Origin of the sequence: Serratia sp. SA088 (assembly GCF_049065515.1) — a bacterium.
Taxonomy (GTDB): Bacteria; Pseudomonadota; Gammaproteobacteria; order Enterobacterales; family Enterobacteriaceae; genus Serratia; species Serratia nematodiphila.
This window is the reverse complement of the sequence record NZ_JBAKGW010000003.1, coordinates 345239-362874: the sequence shown is the minus strand read 5'-3', so window position 1 is coordinate 362874 and position 17636 is coordinate 345239. Positions and strand designations below refer to the sequence as shown.

The window sequence follows — 17636 nt, the reverse complement described above, 5'->3', positions numbered from 1 at the left end:
CCCCGGCTATAACACTTGAACTAGGGATTTTGACTATGATACAGCAACTGTTTAAAGGTCGTTTTTCACTGCTGACGGCGGTGTTCGTCGCGCTGCTGACGCTCGCCGGCTGCCAGAGCAAACCGCAGGGCCTGACGCCCGAGCAGGTCGCACTGCTGCAATCGCAGGGCTTCAAACTGACCGATAACGGCTGGGAGTTCGGCCTGTCGGATAAAGTGCTGTTCGGCAACAATATCGGCAAGCTGAACCCGGAAAGCACCGAGACGGTGCAGAAGATGGGTCGTGCGCTGCTGAGCGTCGGCATCACCAAGTTCCGCCTGGACGGCCATACCGACAACTACGGTGAAGACAGTTACAACGACCAGCTCTCCCTGCGCCGCGCCGATGCGGTGGCCGATCTGCTGGCCAATGTCGGCATTCCGCGCGCCAATATCGAAACCCGCGGCATGGGCAAACGCGATCCCGTTGCCGATAACCGCACCTCCAGCGGCCGCGCGGAAAACCGCCGCGTCGCGATCGTCGTCACGCCATAAGCCACCAATATGCGCCTTTACCGGCGCATAAACGGTTATACTTAGCGATCGCTGAGCGATGTCTGGGATCCGAGATCGAAACGGGCTACACTCATGCCGCCAGACATCCTATAAATACTGATATAGAGAGGCTTAGAGCAACGTGGCTCAATACGTCTATACCATGCACCGCGTCGGCAAGGTGGTACCGCCGAAGCGTCATATTTTGAAAAACATCTCCCTGAGCTTCTTCCCTGGGGCCAAAATCGGCGTGCTGGGTCTGAACGGCGCCGGTAAGTCTACCCTGCTGCGCATCATGGCCGGCATCGATACCGATATCGAAGGGGAAGCGCGCCCGCAACCGGGCATCAAGATCGGTTACCTGCCGCAGGAGCCGCAGCTTAACCTCGAACACACCGTGCGTGAGTCGGTGGAAGAAGCGCTGGCGGAAGTGGTCGGCGCGCTGAAACGCCTGGACGAAGTGTACGCGCTGTACGCGGAAGAAGGCGCAGACTTCGACAAGCTGGCCGCCGAACAGGGTCGCCTGGAAGAGATCATTCAGGCGCACGACGGTCACAACCTCAACGCCCAGCTGGAACGCGCCGCCGATGCGCTGCGCCTGCCGGACTGGGACGCCAAAATCGCCCACCTGTCCGGTGGTGAACGCCGCCGCGTCGCGCTGTGCCGCCTGCTGCTGGAAAAGCCGGACATGCTGCTGCTGGACGAACCGACCAACCACCTGGACGCCGAGTCCGTGGCCTGGCTGGAACGCTTCCTGCACGATTTCGAAGGCACCGTGGTAGCGATCACCCACGACCGTTACTTCCTGGATAACGTGGCCGGCTGGATCCTCGAACTTGACCGCGGTGAAGGCATTCCATGGGAAGGCAACTACTCCTCCTGGCTGGAGCAGAAAGACGCGCGTCTGGCACAGGAAGCGTCCGCCGAAGCCGCTCGTCGCAAGTCGATCGAGAAAGAGCTGGAGTGGGTGCGTCAGGGCGCCAAAGGCCGTCAGTCCAAAGGCAAGGCCCGCCTGGCCCGCTTTGAAGAGCTGAACAACACCGAATACCAGAAACGTAACGAAACCAACGAACTGTTCATTCCGCCTGGCGCACGCCTGGGCGATAAAGTGGTCGAAGTCAGCAACCTGCGTAAGTCCTATGGCGACCGCCTGTTGATCGACGACCTGTCGTTCTCGGTGCCAAAAGGCGCGATCGTAGGCATCATCGGCCCGAACGGCGCGGGTAAATCCACGCTGTTCCGCATGATGTCCGGCCAGGAGCAGCCTGATTCAGGCAGCATCGTGCTGGGCGACACCGTCAAGCTGGCGTCCGTCGATCAGTTCCGCGACAACATGGACGGTTCGAAAACCGTGTGGGAAGAAGTCTCCGGCGGGCAGGACATCATGCGCATCGGCAACACCGAGATGCCAAGCCGCGCCTATGTCGGCCGCTTCAACTTCAAGGGCGTCGATCAGGGCAAACGCGTGGGCGAGCTGTCCGGCGGTGAGCGTGGCCGTCTGCATCTGGCCAAGCTGCTGCAGGTTGGCGGCAACGTACTGCTGCTCGATGAACCGACCAACGACCTGGATATCGAAACCCTGCGCGCGCTGGAAAACGCCCTGCTGGAATTCCCTGGCTGCGCCATGGTTATCTCGCACGACCGTTGGTTCCTCGACCGTATCGCCACCCACATCCTGGACTACCAGGACGAGGGCAAGGTGGAATTCTTCGAAGGCAACTTCACCGAGTACGAAGAGTACAAGAAGCGTACGCTGGGCGCCGACGCGCTCGAACCGCACCGCATCAAGTACAAAAAGATCGCCAAGTAATACCCAAGGCGCCGCATGCGGCGCCTTTTTTATGCCCGCTTTATGCCCGCGCCCGGCGATAGTCGCGCGGTGAACACGCCATCACGCGTTTGAACGCATGGCTGAACGCGCTATCGGACTCATACCCCAAACGCTGAGCGATGGCAGATACCGGTTCACCGCCGGTACGCAGCGCCCGCGCCGCCAGCAACATGCGCCAGCGCGACACGTACTCAAGCGGCGCCATGCCGGCTTTCTGCTTGAAGCGCAGCGCCAACGTCGAACGGGAAACGCTCGCCGCGTCGGCCAACGCCGCCACCGTCCAGCGCCGGGCGGGATCGGCGTGCACCGCCTGCATCGCAGCACCGATGCGCGGATCGAACAAGGCGGGCAGCCAACCCGACGCCGCACTCTCCTCCCCCATCAGGTAAATCCGCAGCGCCTGGGTCAACATGATTTGCCCCAGATGATGCGTCATCAACGTACTGCCCGGCGAAGGCCTAACCAGCTCATCCGCCAGCCGTTGCAACGCCCATTGCAACACGGCCGCCTCTTCCGTGCCCCCGCGGATCACCATCAGCGCGGGCAGGCTGCCAAACAGCCGTTCCACTTCTTCGCCGAAGCTAAAGCGGCCGCCGATAAACAGGCACGTTTCCCCCTCGCCGCAGCTCGCCATGCCGTTTTTCGCCTGCAGATAGAGCGCGTCGGCGTCGAGCGCCGGCAGTGACAAGTCGCTGCCGACGGTCAGCGGCAGGCTGCGAGTCAGCAATAAACAGTCGCCGGCCGCCAGCCACAGCGGTTCGGCCAGCCCTTCCGCCGCCAGCCAACAGCCGCCGCGCACCACCGCGTTGAACTTCCCGCCTTGCGGAGCGGGAAAATGAACGGCCCAGTCGCCGCCGGCCTTCAGGCCGCCGAAAAACGCATTCTGGCTGTTCAATGGCGCAAGCACTTCCGATAAAGGATCCATATCCCCTCCCCGTAAGGATCTTTCAAGAGCATAACCCGCGCGATGCGCCGGCCGAAGGCTTTGGGACGATGGCGACAGAAATTAGGCGTCTGCGTCATCTGCCAGGCTTACTCCCGCGCCAGCTCGCGCGCATAGTCGTCGAACGCCGGATGCTGCAGCACCACATCGATGAAGCAGGCCAGTGCCGCGGAATTCAGCTTGCGACTCGGGTAGACCAGATATAGCTCATTCCCTTCTGCGCGCCACGCCGGCAGCACCTCCACCAGCAGTTTCTGCGCCACCACCTCGCGGCTGAGAAACGCCGGCAGCAGCGTGATCCCCGCGCCGGCGATGGCGCATTCGCGCGCATACAGCAGGTTGTCGGTGGTGTGCGCCAGCGGCAGCTGCCAACGGTAGTAGTCATCGCCGCAGCGCAGGTTCCAGGCCGTCCAGGCGCGGTGGGCGATGCAGCGATGCTGCTGCAGCTGTTGCGGATGTTCGATCGGCGGGTGCTGCGCCAAATAGGACGGTGCGGCCAACAGATAGCGCGGCGCATACCCGAGACGGCGACCGATCAGCGAAGAGTCCTGCGGCTTGCCGGTGCGCAGCGCGGCGTCGAAACCTTCCTGCACCAGATCCACCATGGCGTCGGACACCGACACCTCCAGCGAAACGTCCGGGTACTGGCGCTGAAAATCCGCTGCCAGCCGCGCCACCAGGGTCGCGCCCAGCCCGGCGGGCGTCGAGATGCGCAGGCGGCCGCTCGGGTTATCGCGCAGCCGCTGCAATGCCAGATCGGCACGTTCGGCAGCAGACATCATGACCTGACAATGTTCCAGATAACGCTCACCGGCGAAGGTCAGGTTCAGCTGGCGCGTGGTGCGATTGAGCAGCCGTAGCCCCAGCGTCTGCTCGAGCTGGCTGATGCGCTGGCTGACGCTGGATTTCGGCAACCCAACGCGCTGCGCGGCGGCGGTAAAACTGCCGCACTCCGCCACCAGCGCGAACAACGCCATGTCCTGCAGTTGTTTGAATTCCATTGTTCACCTTAAACGAACACTCCGTTAGATATTGTCCATCTTATCACCCCACTGTCGCGGGTCTACACTGGGGGCATCATTTGAAAGGAGTACAATCATGTCGATAAAAGCCATTGCCGTAGACCCGCAGAACCCCGCCGATTTCATCGAAATCTCACCGGAGATGCCGGTGCCCGGCCAGTACGATCTGCTGGTGGAAGTGAAAGCGGCGTCGGTCAACCCGGTGGACACCAAAGTGCACGCCGGTCTGCAGAAAAACGGCCTGCAGCAGCCGCGCATTCTCGGCTGGGACGCCAGCGGCGTCGTGGTGGACGTGGGCAACGGCGTCAGCGGCTTCAAGCCCGGCGATGAAGTGTGGTACGCCGGCGACATCACCCGCCCCGGCAGCAACAGCAGTCACCAACTGATCGACTCACGCATCGCCGCGCACAAGCCGCGCAGCCTGAACTGGGCCGAGTCCGCCGCCATGCCGCTCACCGCCCTCACCGCCTGGGAGGCGCTGTTCGAACACCTGAACATTCAGGACGCGCCGGAGCACAAGACGCTGCTGATCATCGGCGGCGCCGGCGGGGTCGGTTCGCTGGCCATTCCGCTGGCCACGCTGCGCAGCAAGGTGAAAGTGATCGCCACCGCATCAAGACCGGAATCCGCCGCCTGGTGCCTTGAGCGCGGCGCCGATCTGGTGGTGGACTACCGCGATCTGAAGGGCAACCTGGCGCAGCAGGGCATCGAGCAGGTGGATTACATCCTGTGTCTGAACGATACCGACGGCCACTGGTCGGCGATGGCCGAACTGATCGCGCCGCTCGGCCATATCTGCACCATCGTCGAAAACGCGCAGCCGTTGGATCAAAACGCGCTGAAGCTGAAAAGCGCCGCGCTGCACTGGGAATTCATGTTCACCCGCAGCATGTTCACCACCCCGGACATCGCGCAGCAGGGCAAGATCCTGCAGCAGGTGGCGCAGCTGCTGGACGAGGGCAAGCTGAGCACCACGCTGAGCGAAACCCTGCACGGGCTGTCGGTAGACACGCTGACCGCCGCGCATCAACAGCTGCTCGGCGGCCATATGCAAGGCAAGCTGGTTATCGCTTACTGAGCCTGAATCGCGGCGGCGCAGCGCGCCGCCGTTACTGCGGACGAACGAAGCCGACGCACAGCGTCTGCTCGTCGCTATGCGGATCGGCGCGGAACGTCAGCGTCTGCTGCCAATCGAGGCGCATCTTCGGCCAGTGGGCCAACTCGCCGCCGAAGTCGCTGCGCGCGCAGTCCTCACCCAACCGCCCGAACAGGGCAACGCCGTGCTGCGCAATCTGCGGATAGCTGATGTTGACGTTGTAGATATTCGGCCGCGTATGATTGGACCAACGCGTAATGGTTCGCGGCCGGGAACCGGCGTACACCGTCATCCACTGCGACAGGTATTCGCCGCCGACGTAGCGCAGTTCAACGCCATACCGCTCCTGCCACTGCCGCTCCACCTCGGCGCTGAACGTCTTGATACCCACCATTTTCTGGCCGGCGTTGCGCACGTTGCCCAGCATCACCGCGGCATACCCCAGGTAGACCGCCAGCGCCGCGCACATCAGACCAATGGTCGCCGCGCGCAGCGAACGCACCGGCGGCTGGCGCACGCAACCGACCAACAGCGCAGGCGCCAGCATGAAGAACGGCTGCAGCCATTCGGTCAGCCGGCCGCCGACGTTGAAAGAGAACCAGAAGGTAATGATGCCGAGCGGCAACAGGTAGACCCACAGCAACACCCGCATCGGCAATGCCGATGGCCAGGCCAGCACCGCCCCGCTGCGCCGCAGGATCCCCCACAGCACCAGCGACGGATAGAACACCAGCAGCAGCGACTGCAGCATGTCGAGATTGAGCTGCATCTTGATCTGCGAATCCACCCACTTGAAGGCGGCGAAATCGTGGTTCCACAACCAGAACACGTTCGGCAACACCAGCGCCAACCAGATCGCCACCGCCAGATAGAACTGCGGCTGGCGATAACAGCGGCGGATCTGCGGTACGAACAGCGTCGACAGCGCAGCGAAATAGACGAAGGCGAAGGTCGAGTACTTCGCCATCATCGCCAAACCGGCCGTCAGCGCGAAGGCCGGCCACCAGTTGGCCGAACGCGAAATAGCCAGGTGGAAAAACAGCGCCATCCACGGCCACAGCATCACCAACAGGTAATTGTCGTTGTAGGGAATGATGTCGAAATTGATGATGCCGGACAGGTTGAGCGTCAACAGCGCCATCCAGGCCAGCGAGGTGCTGCCGCTCAGCCGGCGCGCCAACAGCCAGACGCCCAACATGCCGATGGCGATGGCGATGAAGTGCCCGCCATACCAGTACAGGTTCAGCGGCAGCCACGAGAACCCGATCGCCGGCTGCATCGCCGCCCCGACCAGCCACGGGTTTTTCGGTGAGCCCCATTCGCCGTTGAGGCCCCAGTTGAGCGCCTCGACGGCGTCGTAAGGCAGGGTAGGATCGAGATGAACAGTCAGCAGCGTCCAGGCTGCGGCATAGCAGACCAACCAAAGAGCGAGCAAGCGATAAGACATGTCTTCTTCTAAGCGTTATTGTAAAGAAAAGCTTAACGTAGTCGCTGTCGAATGAACCATGTTTAAACAAGCCGTTAAATGTGCGCCCGGGCGGCCGTTTCTGCCGCGCGATCGCACATTACGCTAATTTTGCTCAGCCTGCGGCGTGATGCTGGGCGGGCGCGTTCGCCAACCGGCCGGCGTCCGCCGCCAGCAGCTGTTGCACCAGCTCGACGCAGCGCAGGAAGCGCTCTTCGTAATCGCTGGACTCAACGTGCACATACTCGATATTGTTGGCGCGCAGCATCTCCTCCAGCAGGCGCTGGAACGCCAGCCGATCGGCGGTACTGCCCAGGCTGCGCAGGCCGTCCGCCACCCACGGCGTGTTGTTTTCCAGCAGGATCACCAGATCGAAACGGTATTCGTCGATCAGCGCCTGCACGAAGGGGTGTTCACGCCCCTCATACTTTTTGCAAAACGCCTGGGTGGTGACGAAATCGGTATCGATAAATGCCACCTTGTTGGCGTACTTGACCGCGAAATCCACGTATTGCGCCTGCCCGAGGGCAATTTTGTCGTAGTCGGAGTACTGCAGCGCCATCTCGTCGCCGCCCAGGTGCGAGAACACGTAATCGCGGCCATATTCCCAGGCGCTGGTGGTGTTGAAGATGTTGGCCAGCTTGTTGACCAGCGTCGATTTGCCGCTCGACTCGCCGCCGAGGATCGCCACGGTGCGCACGAAGAACGGCTTCACCTCGGTCGGGATGTAATCCCAGTAGCGGAACGGATCCTGGCGGATCTGATTGCCGCTGATGTTCATGAACGAACGCTCGGGGTCGACCAGAATGGTTTCGATGCCCAGATGCTCGCGGTAACGCGGCGCATCCTGCGCTTCGCTGGAATAGATAAAGCTCGGCACGATGCCTTTCTGTTCCATAAAGGCCTTCATGCCGTCGCTCCACACGTTCCAGCCGTGCGGGTAGGGCTCGATGCCCTGCTCGTCGAACGAGTGGATATGGATGTTTTTCTGGTACTTGAAGGTCTGCAGCAGCCAGCGCAGGCGATCGCTGACCGTCGGCTGTTGCGACATCGAACTGTTCTCGAACAGTTCGCGGTCGCGCGGCTCGTCGTGGCACAAAATGACGTGCAGCTCATCCACCTGGCTGCAGGCGCGCTGGATCAGGTAGATATGGCCGGTGTGCAGCGGGTAAAATTTACCAAACACCACGCCGACTTTAACCTCTTTACGCGGGAACTCCAGCCCGAGAAAACGGTGCAGCGCTTCGAGCTTTTGCGCGCTCGGGCTTTTGATCTTGTCGTTCAACAGCTGGCTCAGATAGCCCTTGGTCATGCCGCTGGCATCCGCCACCTGCTGCAACGTGCAGCCTTTTTGCTTGATGGACGTCTTCAGGTAATCAAATTGCGGCATGGCCACCTCCGTTTAGTATGCTAAACAAAATAGCATATCTTGCTCGCCGTCGGCGACATTAATAAAACTCTTCCAGCACGTCCAGCGCGTCCGCCAGCTTCTTGACCCCGAACACCTGCATGTTGGCCGGCGGCTTCTTCGGCATATTGCCGTGCGGCACGATGGCGCGCTTGAAGCCGTGCTTGGCCGCTTCGGCGATCCGCTCCTGGCCGCTCGGCACCGGGCGAATTTCCCCCGCCAGCCCCACTTCGCCGAACACCACCAGATCGTTCGGCAGCGGCCGATCGCGCAGGCTCGAGACCAGCGACATCAGCAACGCCAGATCGGCGCTGGTCTCACTGACTTTCACCCCGCCGACCACGTTGACGAACACGTCCTGATCCGACATCTGCAGCCCGCCGTGCCGGTGCAGCACCGCCAGCAGGATCGCCAACCGGTTCTGCTCCAGGCCCACCGCCACGCGGCGCGGGTTGGACATCATCGAGTGATCCACCAGCGCCTGGATCTCCACCAGCAGCGGCCTGGTGCCTTCCCACACCACCATCACCGAGCTGCCGGAAGTGACTTCATCGCCGCGGCTGAGGAAGATCGCCGACGGGTTGCTGACTTCGCGCAGACCCTGTTCGGTCATGGCGAACACCCCCAGCTCGTTGACCGCGCCGAAGCGGTTCTTGTGGCTGCGCAGGGTACGGAAGCGGGAATCGGCGTCGCCGTCCAGCAGCACCGAACAGTCGATACAGTGTTCCAGCACTTTTGGCCCGGCCAGCGAGCCGTCTTTGGTGACGTGGCCGACCATCACGATCGCCACGCCGCGCGTCTTGGCGAAGCGCGTCAGGTAGGCGGCGGTTTCCCGCACCTGCGCCACGCTGCCCGGCGAAGACTGAATGTCCGCCATGTGCATCACCTGAATCGAGTCGATCACCATCAGCTTCGGCTGTTCCTGCTCGGCGATCAGGCAGATCTGCTCGATGCTGGTTTCCGACAGCATGTTCAGGCCGCCGGTCGGCAACCCCAGACGGTGAGCGCGCATCGCCACCTGCTGCAGCGACTCCTCACCGGTGACGTACAGGGTTTTCATCTGTTCGGACAGTTTGCACAGCACCTGCAGCAACAGGGTGCTCTTGCCGGCGCCGGGGTTGCCGCCGATCAGAATCGCGCTGCCGGGCACCACGCCGCCGCCCAGCACGCGGTCGAACTCGAGAAAACCGGTGGTGAAGCGCGGCAGCGCCTCCAGGCTGATTTCCGACAGCTTCTGCACCTTGCTGACGCCGGCGTCGCCGGCATAGCCGCTGAGGCGATCGTTGCGCGCCGCTGCGGGCGACGCGGCCAAACGCACTTCCGTGATGGTGTTCCAGGCATGACAGGCGCTGCACTGCCCCTGCCAACGCGGATAGTCCGCCCCGCACTCATTGCACACAAATGCCCGTTTTGCCGCTTTTGCCACGTCTTACCTCAATCTTTCGTTATCGCACTTCGTGTTTCAGGCTGCCGGTGAGAATACACAGCACGCCCATCAGATCCGCATGCCGGATCGATACCTGCGCTTTTTCATACACTTTCGGCTTGGCGTGGTAGGCGATGCCCAACCCCGCCGCCTGCATCATTTTCAAATCGTTGGCGCCGTCGCCGATGGCCACGGTTTGCGCCAGCGGGATCTCCAGCTTCTCCGCCAGCCGCAGCAGCGTGTCGGCTTTGAACTGCGCGTCCACCACCGGCCCCAGCACTTCGCCGGTCAGCTTGCCGTCGCGGATCTCCAGCTCATTGGCCGCCGCCGCCACCAGCCGCAGCCGGTTGCGCAGGTATTCGGCGTAGTAGGTGAAGCCGCCGGAGGCGATCGCCACATGCCAGCCCATCGCCTGCAGCTTGCCCACCAGGCTGGTCAGCCCCGGCATCAACGGCAGCTCGTCGCGCACCTGCTTGAGGATGTTGGCATCGGCCCCTTTCAGCGTGCCGACGCGCTGGCGCAGGCTGGCGGTAAAGTCCAGCTCGCCGCGCATCGCGCGTTCGGTGACTTCCGCCACCTGCTCGCCGACGCCCGCCAATTTGGCGATCTCGTCGATGCATTCGATCTCGATCGCCGTCGAATCCATGTCCATCACCAGCAGCCCCGGCGTGCGCAGGTGCGGGATCTTGCCGAGCGGCGCCACGTCCAGCCCGCTCTCCGCCGCCAACAGCTTGGCGCGCGGCGTCAAGGTGCCCGCCAGGCGCACCACCTGATAGTCGTCCACGCCCCAGGCGGTGACGATCACCATCGCCGCGCCCAGCTTGCGTTGGAATTGGGTAATGCGCGCCTTGTCCAGCTTCCTGCCGTATAACAGCCACCCGGTATTGCCCGCCCGGTAGTCCAGCGGCATCACTTCGTCGCCGCTGAGCGAAAGGGGAAGACCCGGCCATTGAGAGATCTCCGCCGGAAGATCGCAATAGGTCAGACTGTTTGACATCATTGACTCCTGAATGGACAAAAACGCTGCATGATAAAACGACGCATCAAGCTATCCTATCGCCAGCGGTTCTGGCAACATAAAGTGTCCCCGATGCCCAAGGAACCTGCATGGCTCGCGCTAAACTGAAATTTCGCCTGCACCGCACCGCTATTATCCTGATTTGCCTGGCTTTGCTGGTGCTGCTGATGCAGGGCGCCTCTTATTTTAGCCTGAGTCACCAAATGGCGCGATCCGAGCAGGTGGAAGAGCTGGCGCAGACGCTGACCAAACAGGTCGCCTACAGCCTGGCGCCGCTGCTGGACGACGACGGCAACAACCCGCGCATCGACGCCATCCTCAAGCAGCTCACCGATCACAGCCGCATTCTCGACGTCAGCGTGTATCAGTTGGACGGCACGCTGGTCTCTCACGCCGGGGAGCAGATAAGTATACGCGATCGCCTGTCGCTCGACGGCAAACGCGCCGGCAGCTACTTCAACCACCAGTTGGTCGAATCCATTCAGGGCAAAGACGGCCCGATCGGCTTTATCCGCATCACCCTCGACACCCACGTGCTGGCGACCGAATCCAAACAGGTGGACAACACCACCAACCTGCTGCGCCTGATGATCCTGCTGGCGCTGGCGATCGGCATCATTCTGGCGCGCACCCTGCTGCAGCACCGCCGCAGCCGCTGGCAGCAGTCGCCGTACCTGTTGACCGCCAACACGCCACTGGAAGAAGGCAATACGGTGGAAGACGACGAAGAGGATGCGCCGGAGATAAAGCAGGAAGCGCCGAAGAAGAAGTAACTCAGGCCAGGCGCTGAATGCGCTCATGCAGCTTCTGCAGTTGCGCCAGCATTTGCTCGGCAATCGCGCGGAAGGCTTCGCTGATGTCGTCATGTTGCGCCGTGCGCCGCCAGAACTCGAGAGCCAATAGCTCCGCTTGCCGCCAGACGGCGCCGCTCACCTCATTGCTCAAACGGATCTCCACCGAGTCATGGCGCAGATTGCCGCTGCTTGCCGGGGCAAAAGCCATCGGCAGCATATCGTACAAAGGCGCCAACATGACCGGCCGCTGCGTTGGCCGCAAGAACGACAGATTACCCTGGTGCATATCGCTATTGGCGATCAAGCGGCCAAAGGCCCAATACAGGGCAATCCGTTGGCAGGCAGAGCGATCGATCGCGCCTTGCTGCAATAACCGATTAGCCGCCACAACCCAGTTGGCATGGCCGCTGCCGCTAAACTCGGCATCCAGCGCCTCCAGTGACACCATCGCCACCCGCCCTTCTTCGCCGATGCGATCAAAGCGCTCTACCTCTAAAAAGCATTGCCGATCGGCGCCAAACAGGATTTGCGTCGTTGCGGCAGGCAATCCCGCAGCGGCGACCGTCTGCAACGCCAGCGACTCGGCGATCAGCAAATCGCTCCAGCGCTGTGCAATGACATGCGTCGGCGCCAGACTGAACTTAACCAAAACATGCGCGCGATGCCCAGACGTCAGCTCAGCATAGGCGGCAAATTTGGGTTGTTCGCCACCGGCGGAGGAACCCACCAACTCCCCGGCCAACGCCTGGACAGACAATGCGGCGTAACGCTCGGTTTTATCTTCCGTCGCGATAGCGACGGCAGTCTCCCGCATTAACCAACGCTGATAGCTGTCGGCGCCAGGCAGCAAATCGCCGGTCATGTCTTCGCCATAACGGCAGAGCGCCAACAGACGTTGGCCCTCATCCCATCGCCGCACATCCTCCGGCAAATTCAACTCGTGGGCCGCCGCTTTTCCCCAGGCTCGCCCAAGAAAGCCAATCGGCCTCAGGTCATTCAGATACCATGGCAGGCCGTCATAGAGCTGCCACTCTCCGCTGCGCTCATCGCACACCGCACAGTTATCGGCAGGATACAGCGGGCAAAGCGTGGCAAACAGGTGTGCCTTACCCCGTTCATCAACCCGATACAGCGGAAACTGCCTCTCACCGCCGATCCCGCGCCGCAATACATAGCGCGTCGCCTTACCTTTACCGAGGATCAATACGGCGCCCGCCAGTTCGCGGATACGGCGCGATAGCGTCGGCTGGCTGATGCCCAACGCTTCTGTCAGTTGACGAGCCGTGGCCGGCCCATGACGCAAAACTTGTTCAACGGTGAGCATCGGATGAATAGATTGGTGAATAGATTGATAGAGGAAGTAATAGCGTTAAATGGCAGGAAGGTAAAGCGTTAGCAAAAAATCGGCCGTGCGGAGTGAATAGATTGACGGGCGGGCGCCATGACGACGCCCGCCGCGTTATTACGCTTTGTCGCCCAGCAGCACGGATTCCAGCGCGATAACGATCATTTCGTTAAAGGTGGTCTGGCGTTCCGCCGCCGTGGTCGCTTCGTGACGCAAGATGTGGTCGGACACGGTGCAGATGGTCAGCGCCTTACAGCCGAACTCTTCGTACAGCTCCGCCGCCACGCCGTAGATGCCGGCCGCTTCCATTTCCACGCCCAGGATGCCGTACTTCTTCATCACCTGGAACATGTCCGGATCCGGGGTGTAGAACAGATCGGCGGAGAAGATGTTGCCCACGCGCGCCGGGATGCCCTGCGCCGCCGCCGCGTCGACCGCGTTGCGCACCATGTCGAAGTCGGCGATCGCCGCGTAGTCGTTATCCTTGAAGCGCAGACGGTTCACCTTGGAGTCGGTGCACGCGCCCATGCCGATCACCACGTCGCGCAGTTTGATATCGTCACGCACCGCGCCGCAGGAACCCACGCGAATGATCTTCTTCACGCCGAATTCGGCGATCAGCTCGCGCGCATAGATGGAGCAGGACGGGATGCCCATGCCGTGGCCCATTACGGAGATGCGGCGGCCTTTGTAGGTGCCGGTGAAGCCCAACATGCCGCGCACGTTGTTCACTTCCACCGCGCCTTCCAGGAAGGTTTCGGCGATGTATTTTGCGCGCAGCGGATCGCCCGGCATCAGTACTACGTCAGCGAAATCACCCATCTCAGCATTAATGTGCGGCGTAGCCATAATTCTCTTCCTTTAAATCGTATTAAATAGCGTTAAACGTATAAGCCGTGGTATGTCAGGCGGCGGCCAACTGCGCCTCCGCCTTGAACTCACGAATTAAAACAGGGTTTTACCGTAATCCATCGGCGACAGGCCAAAATAATTGGCGACGGTCTGGCCGATGTCGGCGAAGGTCTCGCGGTGGCCCAGCGAGCCCGGTTTCACTTTCGGGCCGTAGACCAGCACCGGGATGTGCTCACGGGTGTGGTCGGTGCCCGGCCAGGTCGGATCGCAGCCGTGGTCGGCGGTGAAGATAATGATGTCTTCGTCTTTCACCAGCTTCAGCAGCTCCGGCAGGCGGCGGTCGAACAACTCCAGCGCGGCGGCGTAGCCCGCCACGTCGCGGCGATGGCCGTAAGAGGAGTCGAAGTCCACGAAGTTGGTGAACACGATGGTGTTGTCGCCGGCCTTTTCCATTTCAATCAGGGTCGCGTCGAACAGCGCGTCGATGCCGGTCGCTTTCACCTTCTTGGTGATGCCGACGTTGGCATAGATGTCGGCGATTTTACCGATCGACACCACTTCGCCGCCCTTCTCGTCCACCAGCTTTTTCAGCACGGTCGGCGCCGGCGGCTCTACCGCCAGATCGTGGCGGTTGCCGGTGCGCTGGAAGTGGCCCGGCTTGTCGCCGACGAACGGACGCGCGATCACGCGGCCGATGTTGTAACCGCCTTCGGTTAGCTCTTCACGCGCGATTTCGCACAGCTCGTACAGGCGATCCAGGCCGAAGGTTTCTTCATGGCAGGCGATCTGGAACACCGAGTCGGCGGAGGTGTAGAAAATCGGCTTGCCGGTTTTCATGTGCTCTTCACCCAGTTGATCGAGGATCACGGTGCCGGATGAGTGACAGTTGCCCAGGTAGCCCGGCAGGTTGGCGCGCTCCACCAGCTTATCCAGCAGCGCCTGCGGGAAGCTGTTGTGCTCGTCCTTGAAGTAGCCCCAGTCGAACAGTACCGGCACGCCGGCGATTTCCCAGTGGCCCGACGGCGTGTCTTTACCGGAAGAGAGCTCGCTGGCGTATGCGTAAGCGCCGATGATATCGGCATTGCGATCCAGCCCCTGCGGGAAGTTGCCGGTGGACTCTTCCGCCGCTTTGCCGAGCCCCAGGCGGCTCAGGTTAGGCAGCGTCAGCGGGCCCTGGCGGCCCACGTTGGCTTCACCGCGCGCGCAAACCTCGGCGATGTGACCCAGAGTGTCGGAACCCTGGTCGCCAAAACGTTCGGCGTCTTCGCTGGCGCCGATGCCGAAGGAGTCCAATACCATAATAAATGTGCGTTTCATCTGTGCTCTCCTGCGTGTTCTCACGCTTTGGACGGCCGCGAAAAAGCCGCGGCCGTTCCTGATTCTTGGGTTATTCCGTGACGCGCTTATACACCACCGGCGTCGCCTCCGGCGCCTTGTCGCTCAGCGTCATTGCGCTACGCACCGCATCGGCCGCCTGCTGCCAGCTCTCTTCATCGTTGGCGTGGATCATCGCCAGCGGCTGCTGGGCATCCACCTTATCACCCAGGCGCGCCACCTCGGTCAGACCGACGCTGTAATCGATGGCGTCGCTCGCCCGGCGGCGGCCGCCGCCCAGCGAAACCACCGCCATGCCCAGCGCGCGGGTATCCATGGCGCTGATGATGCCCGGATTTTCAGCATACACCGGCTTGCTCAGCGTTGCCGCCGGCAGATAGCTATCATAACGTTCGACGAAGTCTATCGGCCCTTGCTGCGCCGCCACCATGCGGCCAAACACTTCCGCCGCCTTGCCGTTGTCCAGCACCGCCTGCAGTTTGGCGCGCGCATCGGCCTCGTCATTCGCCAGGCCGCCGGACAGCAGCATCTCCACGCACAGCGCCAGCGTCACTTCCAGCAGGCGCGGATTACGGTATTCGCCGGTCAGGAAGCGCACCGCTTCGCGCACTTCCACCGCATTGCCGGCGCTGGAGGCCAGCACCTGGTTCATGTCGGTCAGCAGCGCGGTGGTCTTGCAGCCCGCGCCGTTGGCCACGCCGACGATCGCCTGCGCCAAATCTTGCGACAGGGCGTAGGTCGGCATAAAGGCGCCGGAACCGACCTTCACGTCCATCACCAGCGCATCCAGCCCTTCCGCCAGTTTCTTGGCCAGAATGGAGGCGGTGATCAGCGGGATAGAATCCACGGTGGCGGTGATGTCGCGGGTGGCGTAAAAACGTTTGTCCGCCGGCGCCAGCGAGCTGGTCTGGCCGATGATCGCCACGCCGACGTCCTGAATAATTTTGCGGAAGGCGTTATCGTCCGGGAAAATATTGAAACCCGGAATGGCTTCCAGCTTGTCCAGCGTGCCGCCGGTATGCCCCAGGCCGCGGCCGGAGATCATCGGCACATAGCCGCCGCAGGCCGCCACCATCGGGCCGAGCATCAGCGAGGTCACGTCGCCCACGCCGCCGGTCGAATGCTTGTCGACGATCGGGCCGTTCAGCGCCAAACTCTTCCAGTCCAGCACGGTGCCGGAATCGCGCATCGCCATGGTGAGCGCCACGCGCTCCGGCATGCTCATGTCATGGAAATAAATGGTCATCGCCAGCGCGGCGATCTGCCCTTCCGACACCACGTTGTCGCGAATGCCGTTGATGAAAAAGCGGATTTCCGCTTCGCTTAACGGCTGGCCGTCGCGTTTCTTACGAATAATTTCTTGAGCCAGGAACAAGGCATCCCCCTGTGTCGCCGAGAGTCGGTGCAGACGGGCGCGCCTGGCGCCCGCCAACGAAATCGATCAGTAGCCGCCGCCGGCGGTCTGGGTCTGGTGGCCCAGCGCGGTCAGCAAGCTGGCCAGCAGGCTGGAAGCGCCAAAGCGGAAATGCCGCGCATCGGCCCACCCCTCGCCCAGAATACGATCGGCAAGTTGCAGATAATGCAGCGCGTCTTCCGCAGTGCGCACGCCGCCGGCCGGCTTGAAGCCCACCGTCTTCGCCACGCCCAGATCGCGGATCACCGACATCATCAGCTCGGCGCTCTCCAGGGTGGCGTTGACCGGCACCTTGCCGGTGGAGGTCTTGATAAAGTCAGCCCCGGCCTTGATGGCGATCTCGGACGCCTTGCGGATCAAATCGGCCTGTTTCAGCTCACCGGTTTCGATGATCACTTTCAGCAGCACGTTAGCCGCCTGGCAAGCCTGCTTGCACTGTTTCACCAACTCGAAGCCGACCTGTTCGTTGCCGGCGATCAGCGCACGGTATGGGAACACCACGTCCACTTCATCCGCGCCATAGGCGATCGCCGCGCGGGTTTCCGCCAGCGCGATGTCGATATCGTCATTGCCATGCGGGAAGTTGGTCACGGTGGCGATGCGGATGTCCGGCGTGCCTTGCTCGCGCAGCGCCTTACGCGCCACCGGGATAAAACGCGGGTAGATGCAGATGGCCGCCGTGTGGCCGGCCGGGCTGTTGGCCTGACGACAGAGCGCGATCACTTTCTCGTCGGTGTCATCATCATTCAGCGTGGTTAAATCCATCAAGTTCAGCGCACGTTGCGCTGCTGCGGTTAATTCGGTCATAAAACTCTCCAACTGAGTACCTGGGTGTTGGCGAGCGGACTTGGTTCCATGAAGATAGCGCTGGGGAACGGCGTTCCCGCGGCGGCAACTGAGATCCTTCTCACCGCACATGGCCACCCGCCTTGCGGCCGGCCAGTAATAGCTATTTGAACACGAATGCCGGAGGCGATTCGCGTTCATCGTCACACTATATGAAATAGCACTGTAACAGACCGGAATTATATGTGAAGAGCATCACAAAATAACGCGATATCGTTCACAAATTCGCTAAAGAAGCGGCTGAAGATCGCGGGTGCGGCAAACACCCGCGTTGCTTAGAGTATAGGCGGAGTCCCGCGATCGGTCGC

General features: G+C 61.9%; 15 protein-coding genes. 4 read left to right on the top strand and 11 right to left on the bottom strand.

The features are described from left to right. The first annotated feature begins 35 nt into the window (after positions 1-35). Both ACOWVD_RS10495 and ettA read left to right on the top strand, forming a co-directional pair. Complete coding sequence (locus tag ACOWVD_RS10495) at positions 36-533, top strand: OmpA family protein (RefSeq protein WP_049241960.1); 498 nt, start codon at positions 36-38, stop codon at positions 531-533. Positions 534-675: 142 nt separating this feature from the next. After that, positions 676-2343 (top strand): energy-dependent translational throttle protein EttA, encoded by a 1668-nt coding sequence (gene ettA, locus ACOWVD_RS10490; RefSeq protein ID WP_015376600.1) that lies wholly within the window; start codon positions 676-678, stop codon positions 2341-2343. A gap of 40 nt (positions 2344-2383) precedes the next feature. Here the strand turns inward: ettA and ACOWVD_RS10485 are convergent, their stop codons facing one another. Together ACOWVD_RS10485 and ACOWVD_RS10480 are read right to left on the bottom strand one after the other, a co-directional pair. After that, on the bottom strand, positions 2384-3289 hold the full coding sequence (locus ACOWVD_RS10485; protein WP_164095532.1) for an AraC family transcriptional regulator: 906 nt from the start codon (positions 3287-3289) through the stop codon (positions 2384-2386). A gap of 107 nt (positions 3290-3396) precedes the next feature. After that, positions 3397-4308: a LysR family transcriptional regulator gene (locus ACOWVD_RS10480; protein ID WP_015376599.1), complete on the bottom strand. Its 912-nt coding sequence runs from the start codon at positions 4306-4308 to the stop codon at positions 3397-3399. Between the two features lie 97 nt (positions 4309-4405). Here ACOWVD_RS10480 and ACOWVD_RS10475 point away from each other — a divergent pair, with 97 nt between their 5' ends. After that, entirely contained in the window at positions 4406-5407 is a 1002-nt protein-coding gene (locus ACOWVD_RS10475; RefSeq protein WP_049241954.1) for a zinc-binding alcohol dehydrogenase family protein, read from the top strand. Between the two features lie 31 nt (positions 5408-5438). On the opposite strand, the gene ACOWVD_RS10470 is transcribed toward ACOWVD_RS10475, so the two are convergent. The 4 genes from ACOWVD_RS10470 to serB all read right to left on the bottom strand — a co-directional run bounded on the left by ACOWVD_RS10470 (position 5439) and on the right by serB (position 10721). Next, complete coding sequence (locus ACOWVD_RS10470) at positions 5439-6872, bottom strand: glycosyltransferase family 39 protein (RefSeq protein WP_033631746.1); 1434 nt, start codon at positions 6870-6872, stop codon at positions 5439-5441. A gap of 133 nt (positions 6873-7005) precedes the next feature. After that, positions 7006-8280, bottom strand: coding sequence for a multifunctional transcriptional regulator/nicotinamide-nucleotide adenylyltransferase/ribosylnicotinamide kinase NadR (nadR, locus tag ACOWVD_RS10465; RefSeq protein WP_015376596.1), 1275 nt, complete (start codon positions 8278-8280; stop codon positions 7006-7008). A 58-nt stretch (positions 8281-8338) separates the two neighbouring features. Continuing rightward, positions 8339-9724 (bottom strand): DNA repair protein RadA, encoded by a 1386-nt coding sequence (gene radA / locus ACOWVD_RS10460; protein ID WP_015376595.1) that lies wholly within the window; start codon positions 9722-9724, stop codon positions 8339-8341. Between the two features lie 19 nt (positions 9725-9743). Then, positions 9744-10721 (bottom strand): phosphoserine phosphatase, encoded by a 978-nt coding sequence (gene serB / locus ACOWVD_RS10455; protein WP_004933052.1) that lies wholly within the window; start codon positions 10719-10721, stop codon positions 9744-9746. A gap of 110 nt (positions 10722-10831) precedes the next feature. Between serB and ACOWVD_RS10450 the strand changes: the two genes are divergently transcribed. Further along, positions 10832-11515, top strand: a complete 684-nt coding sequence (locus ACOWVD_RS10450) for a YtjB family periplasmic protein (protein ID WP_049241950.1) — start codon at positions 10832-10834, stop codon at positions 11513-11515. A gap of 1 nt (position 11516) precedes the next feature. Here the strand turns inward: ACOWVD_RS10450 and yjjJ are convergent, their stop codons facing one another. From yjjJ to deoC, 5 genes are all read right to left on the bottom strand, one after another. After that, positions 11517-12860 (bottom strand): type II toxin-antitoxin system HipA family toxin YjjJ, encoded by a 1344-nt coding sequence (yjjJ, locus tag ACOWVD_RS10445; protein WP_049241948.1) that lies wholly within the window; start codon positions 12858-12860, stop codon positions 11517-11519. Positions 12861-12998: 138 nt separating this feature from the next. After that, on the bottom strand, positions 12999-13730 hold the full coding sequence (gene deoD / locus ACOWVD_RS10440) for a purine-nucleoside phosphorylase (protein WP_004933059.1): 732 nt from the start codon (positions 13728-13730) through the stop codon (positions 12999-13001). Positions 13731-13826: 96 nt separating this feature from the next. After that, complete coding sequence (gene deoB, locus ACOWVD_RS10435; protein ID WP_004933063.1) at positions 13827-15050, bottom strand: phosphopentomutase; 1224 nt, start codon at positions 15048-15050, stop codon at positions 13827-13829. A gap of 70 nt (positions 15051-15120) precedes the next feature. Further along, positions 15121-16443, bottom strand: a complete 1323-nt coding sequence (gene deoA, locus ACOWVD_RS10430) for a thymidine phosphorylase (RefSeq protein ID WP_004933068.1) — start codon at positions 16441-16443, stop codon at positions 15121-15123. Between the two features lie 66 nt (positions 16444-16509). Then, a complete protein-coding gene (deoC, locus tag ACOWVD_RS10425) occupies positions 16510-17289 on the bottom strand; it encodes a deoxyribose-phosphate aldolase (protein WP_004933072.1) in 780 nt (259 codons plus the stop codon). Positions 17290-17636: the final 347 nt, after the last annotated feature.

Coding starts and splice junctions, on each gene's coding strand:
- ACOWVD_RS10495 (WP_049241960.1), top strand. CDS start 36: ATGATACAGCAACTGTTTAAAGGTCGTTTTTCACTGCTGACGGCGGTG.
- ACOWVD_RS10485 (WP_164095532.1), bottom strand. CDS start 3,289: ATGGATCCTTTATCGGAAGTGCTTGCGCCATTGAACAGCCAGAATGCG.
- ACOWVD_RS10480 (WP_015376599.1), bottom strand. CDS start 4,308: ATGGAATTCAAACAACTGCAGGACATGGCGTTGTTCGCGCTGGTGGCG.
- ACOWVD_RS10475 (WP_049241954.1), top strand. CDS start 4,406: ATGTCGATAAAAGCCATTGCCGTAGACCCGCAGAACCCCGCCGATTTC.
- ACOWVD_RS10470 (WP_033631746.1), bottom strand. CDS start 6,872: ATGTCTTATCGCTTGCTCGCTCTTTGGTTGGTCTGCTATGCCGCAGCC.
- nadR (WP_015376596.1), bottom strand. CDS start 8,280: ATGCCGCAATTTGATTACCTGAAGACGTCCATCAAGCAAAAAGGCTGC.
- serB (WP_004933052.1), bottom strand. CDS start 10,721: ATGTCAAACAGTCTGACCTATTGCGATCTTCCGGCGGAGATCTCTCAA.
- ACOWVD_RS10450 (WP_049241950.1), top strand. CDS start 10,832: ATGGCTCGCGCTAAACTGAAATTTCGCCTGCACCGCACCGCTATTATC.
- yjjJ (WP_049241948.1), bottom strand. CDS start 12,860: ATGCTCACCGTTGAACAAGTTTTGCGTCATGGGCCGGCCACGGCTCGT.
- deoD (WP_004933059.1), bottom strand. CDS start 13,730: ATGGCTACGCCGCACATTAATGCTGAGATGGGTGATTTCGCTGACGTA.
- deoB (WP_004933063.1), bottom strand. CDS start 15,050: ATGAAACGCACATTTATTATGGTATTGGACTCCTTCGGCATCGGCGCC.
- deoC (WP_004933072.1), bottom strand. CDS start 17,289: ATGACCGAATTAACCGCAGCAGCGCAACGTGCGCTGAACTTGATGGAT.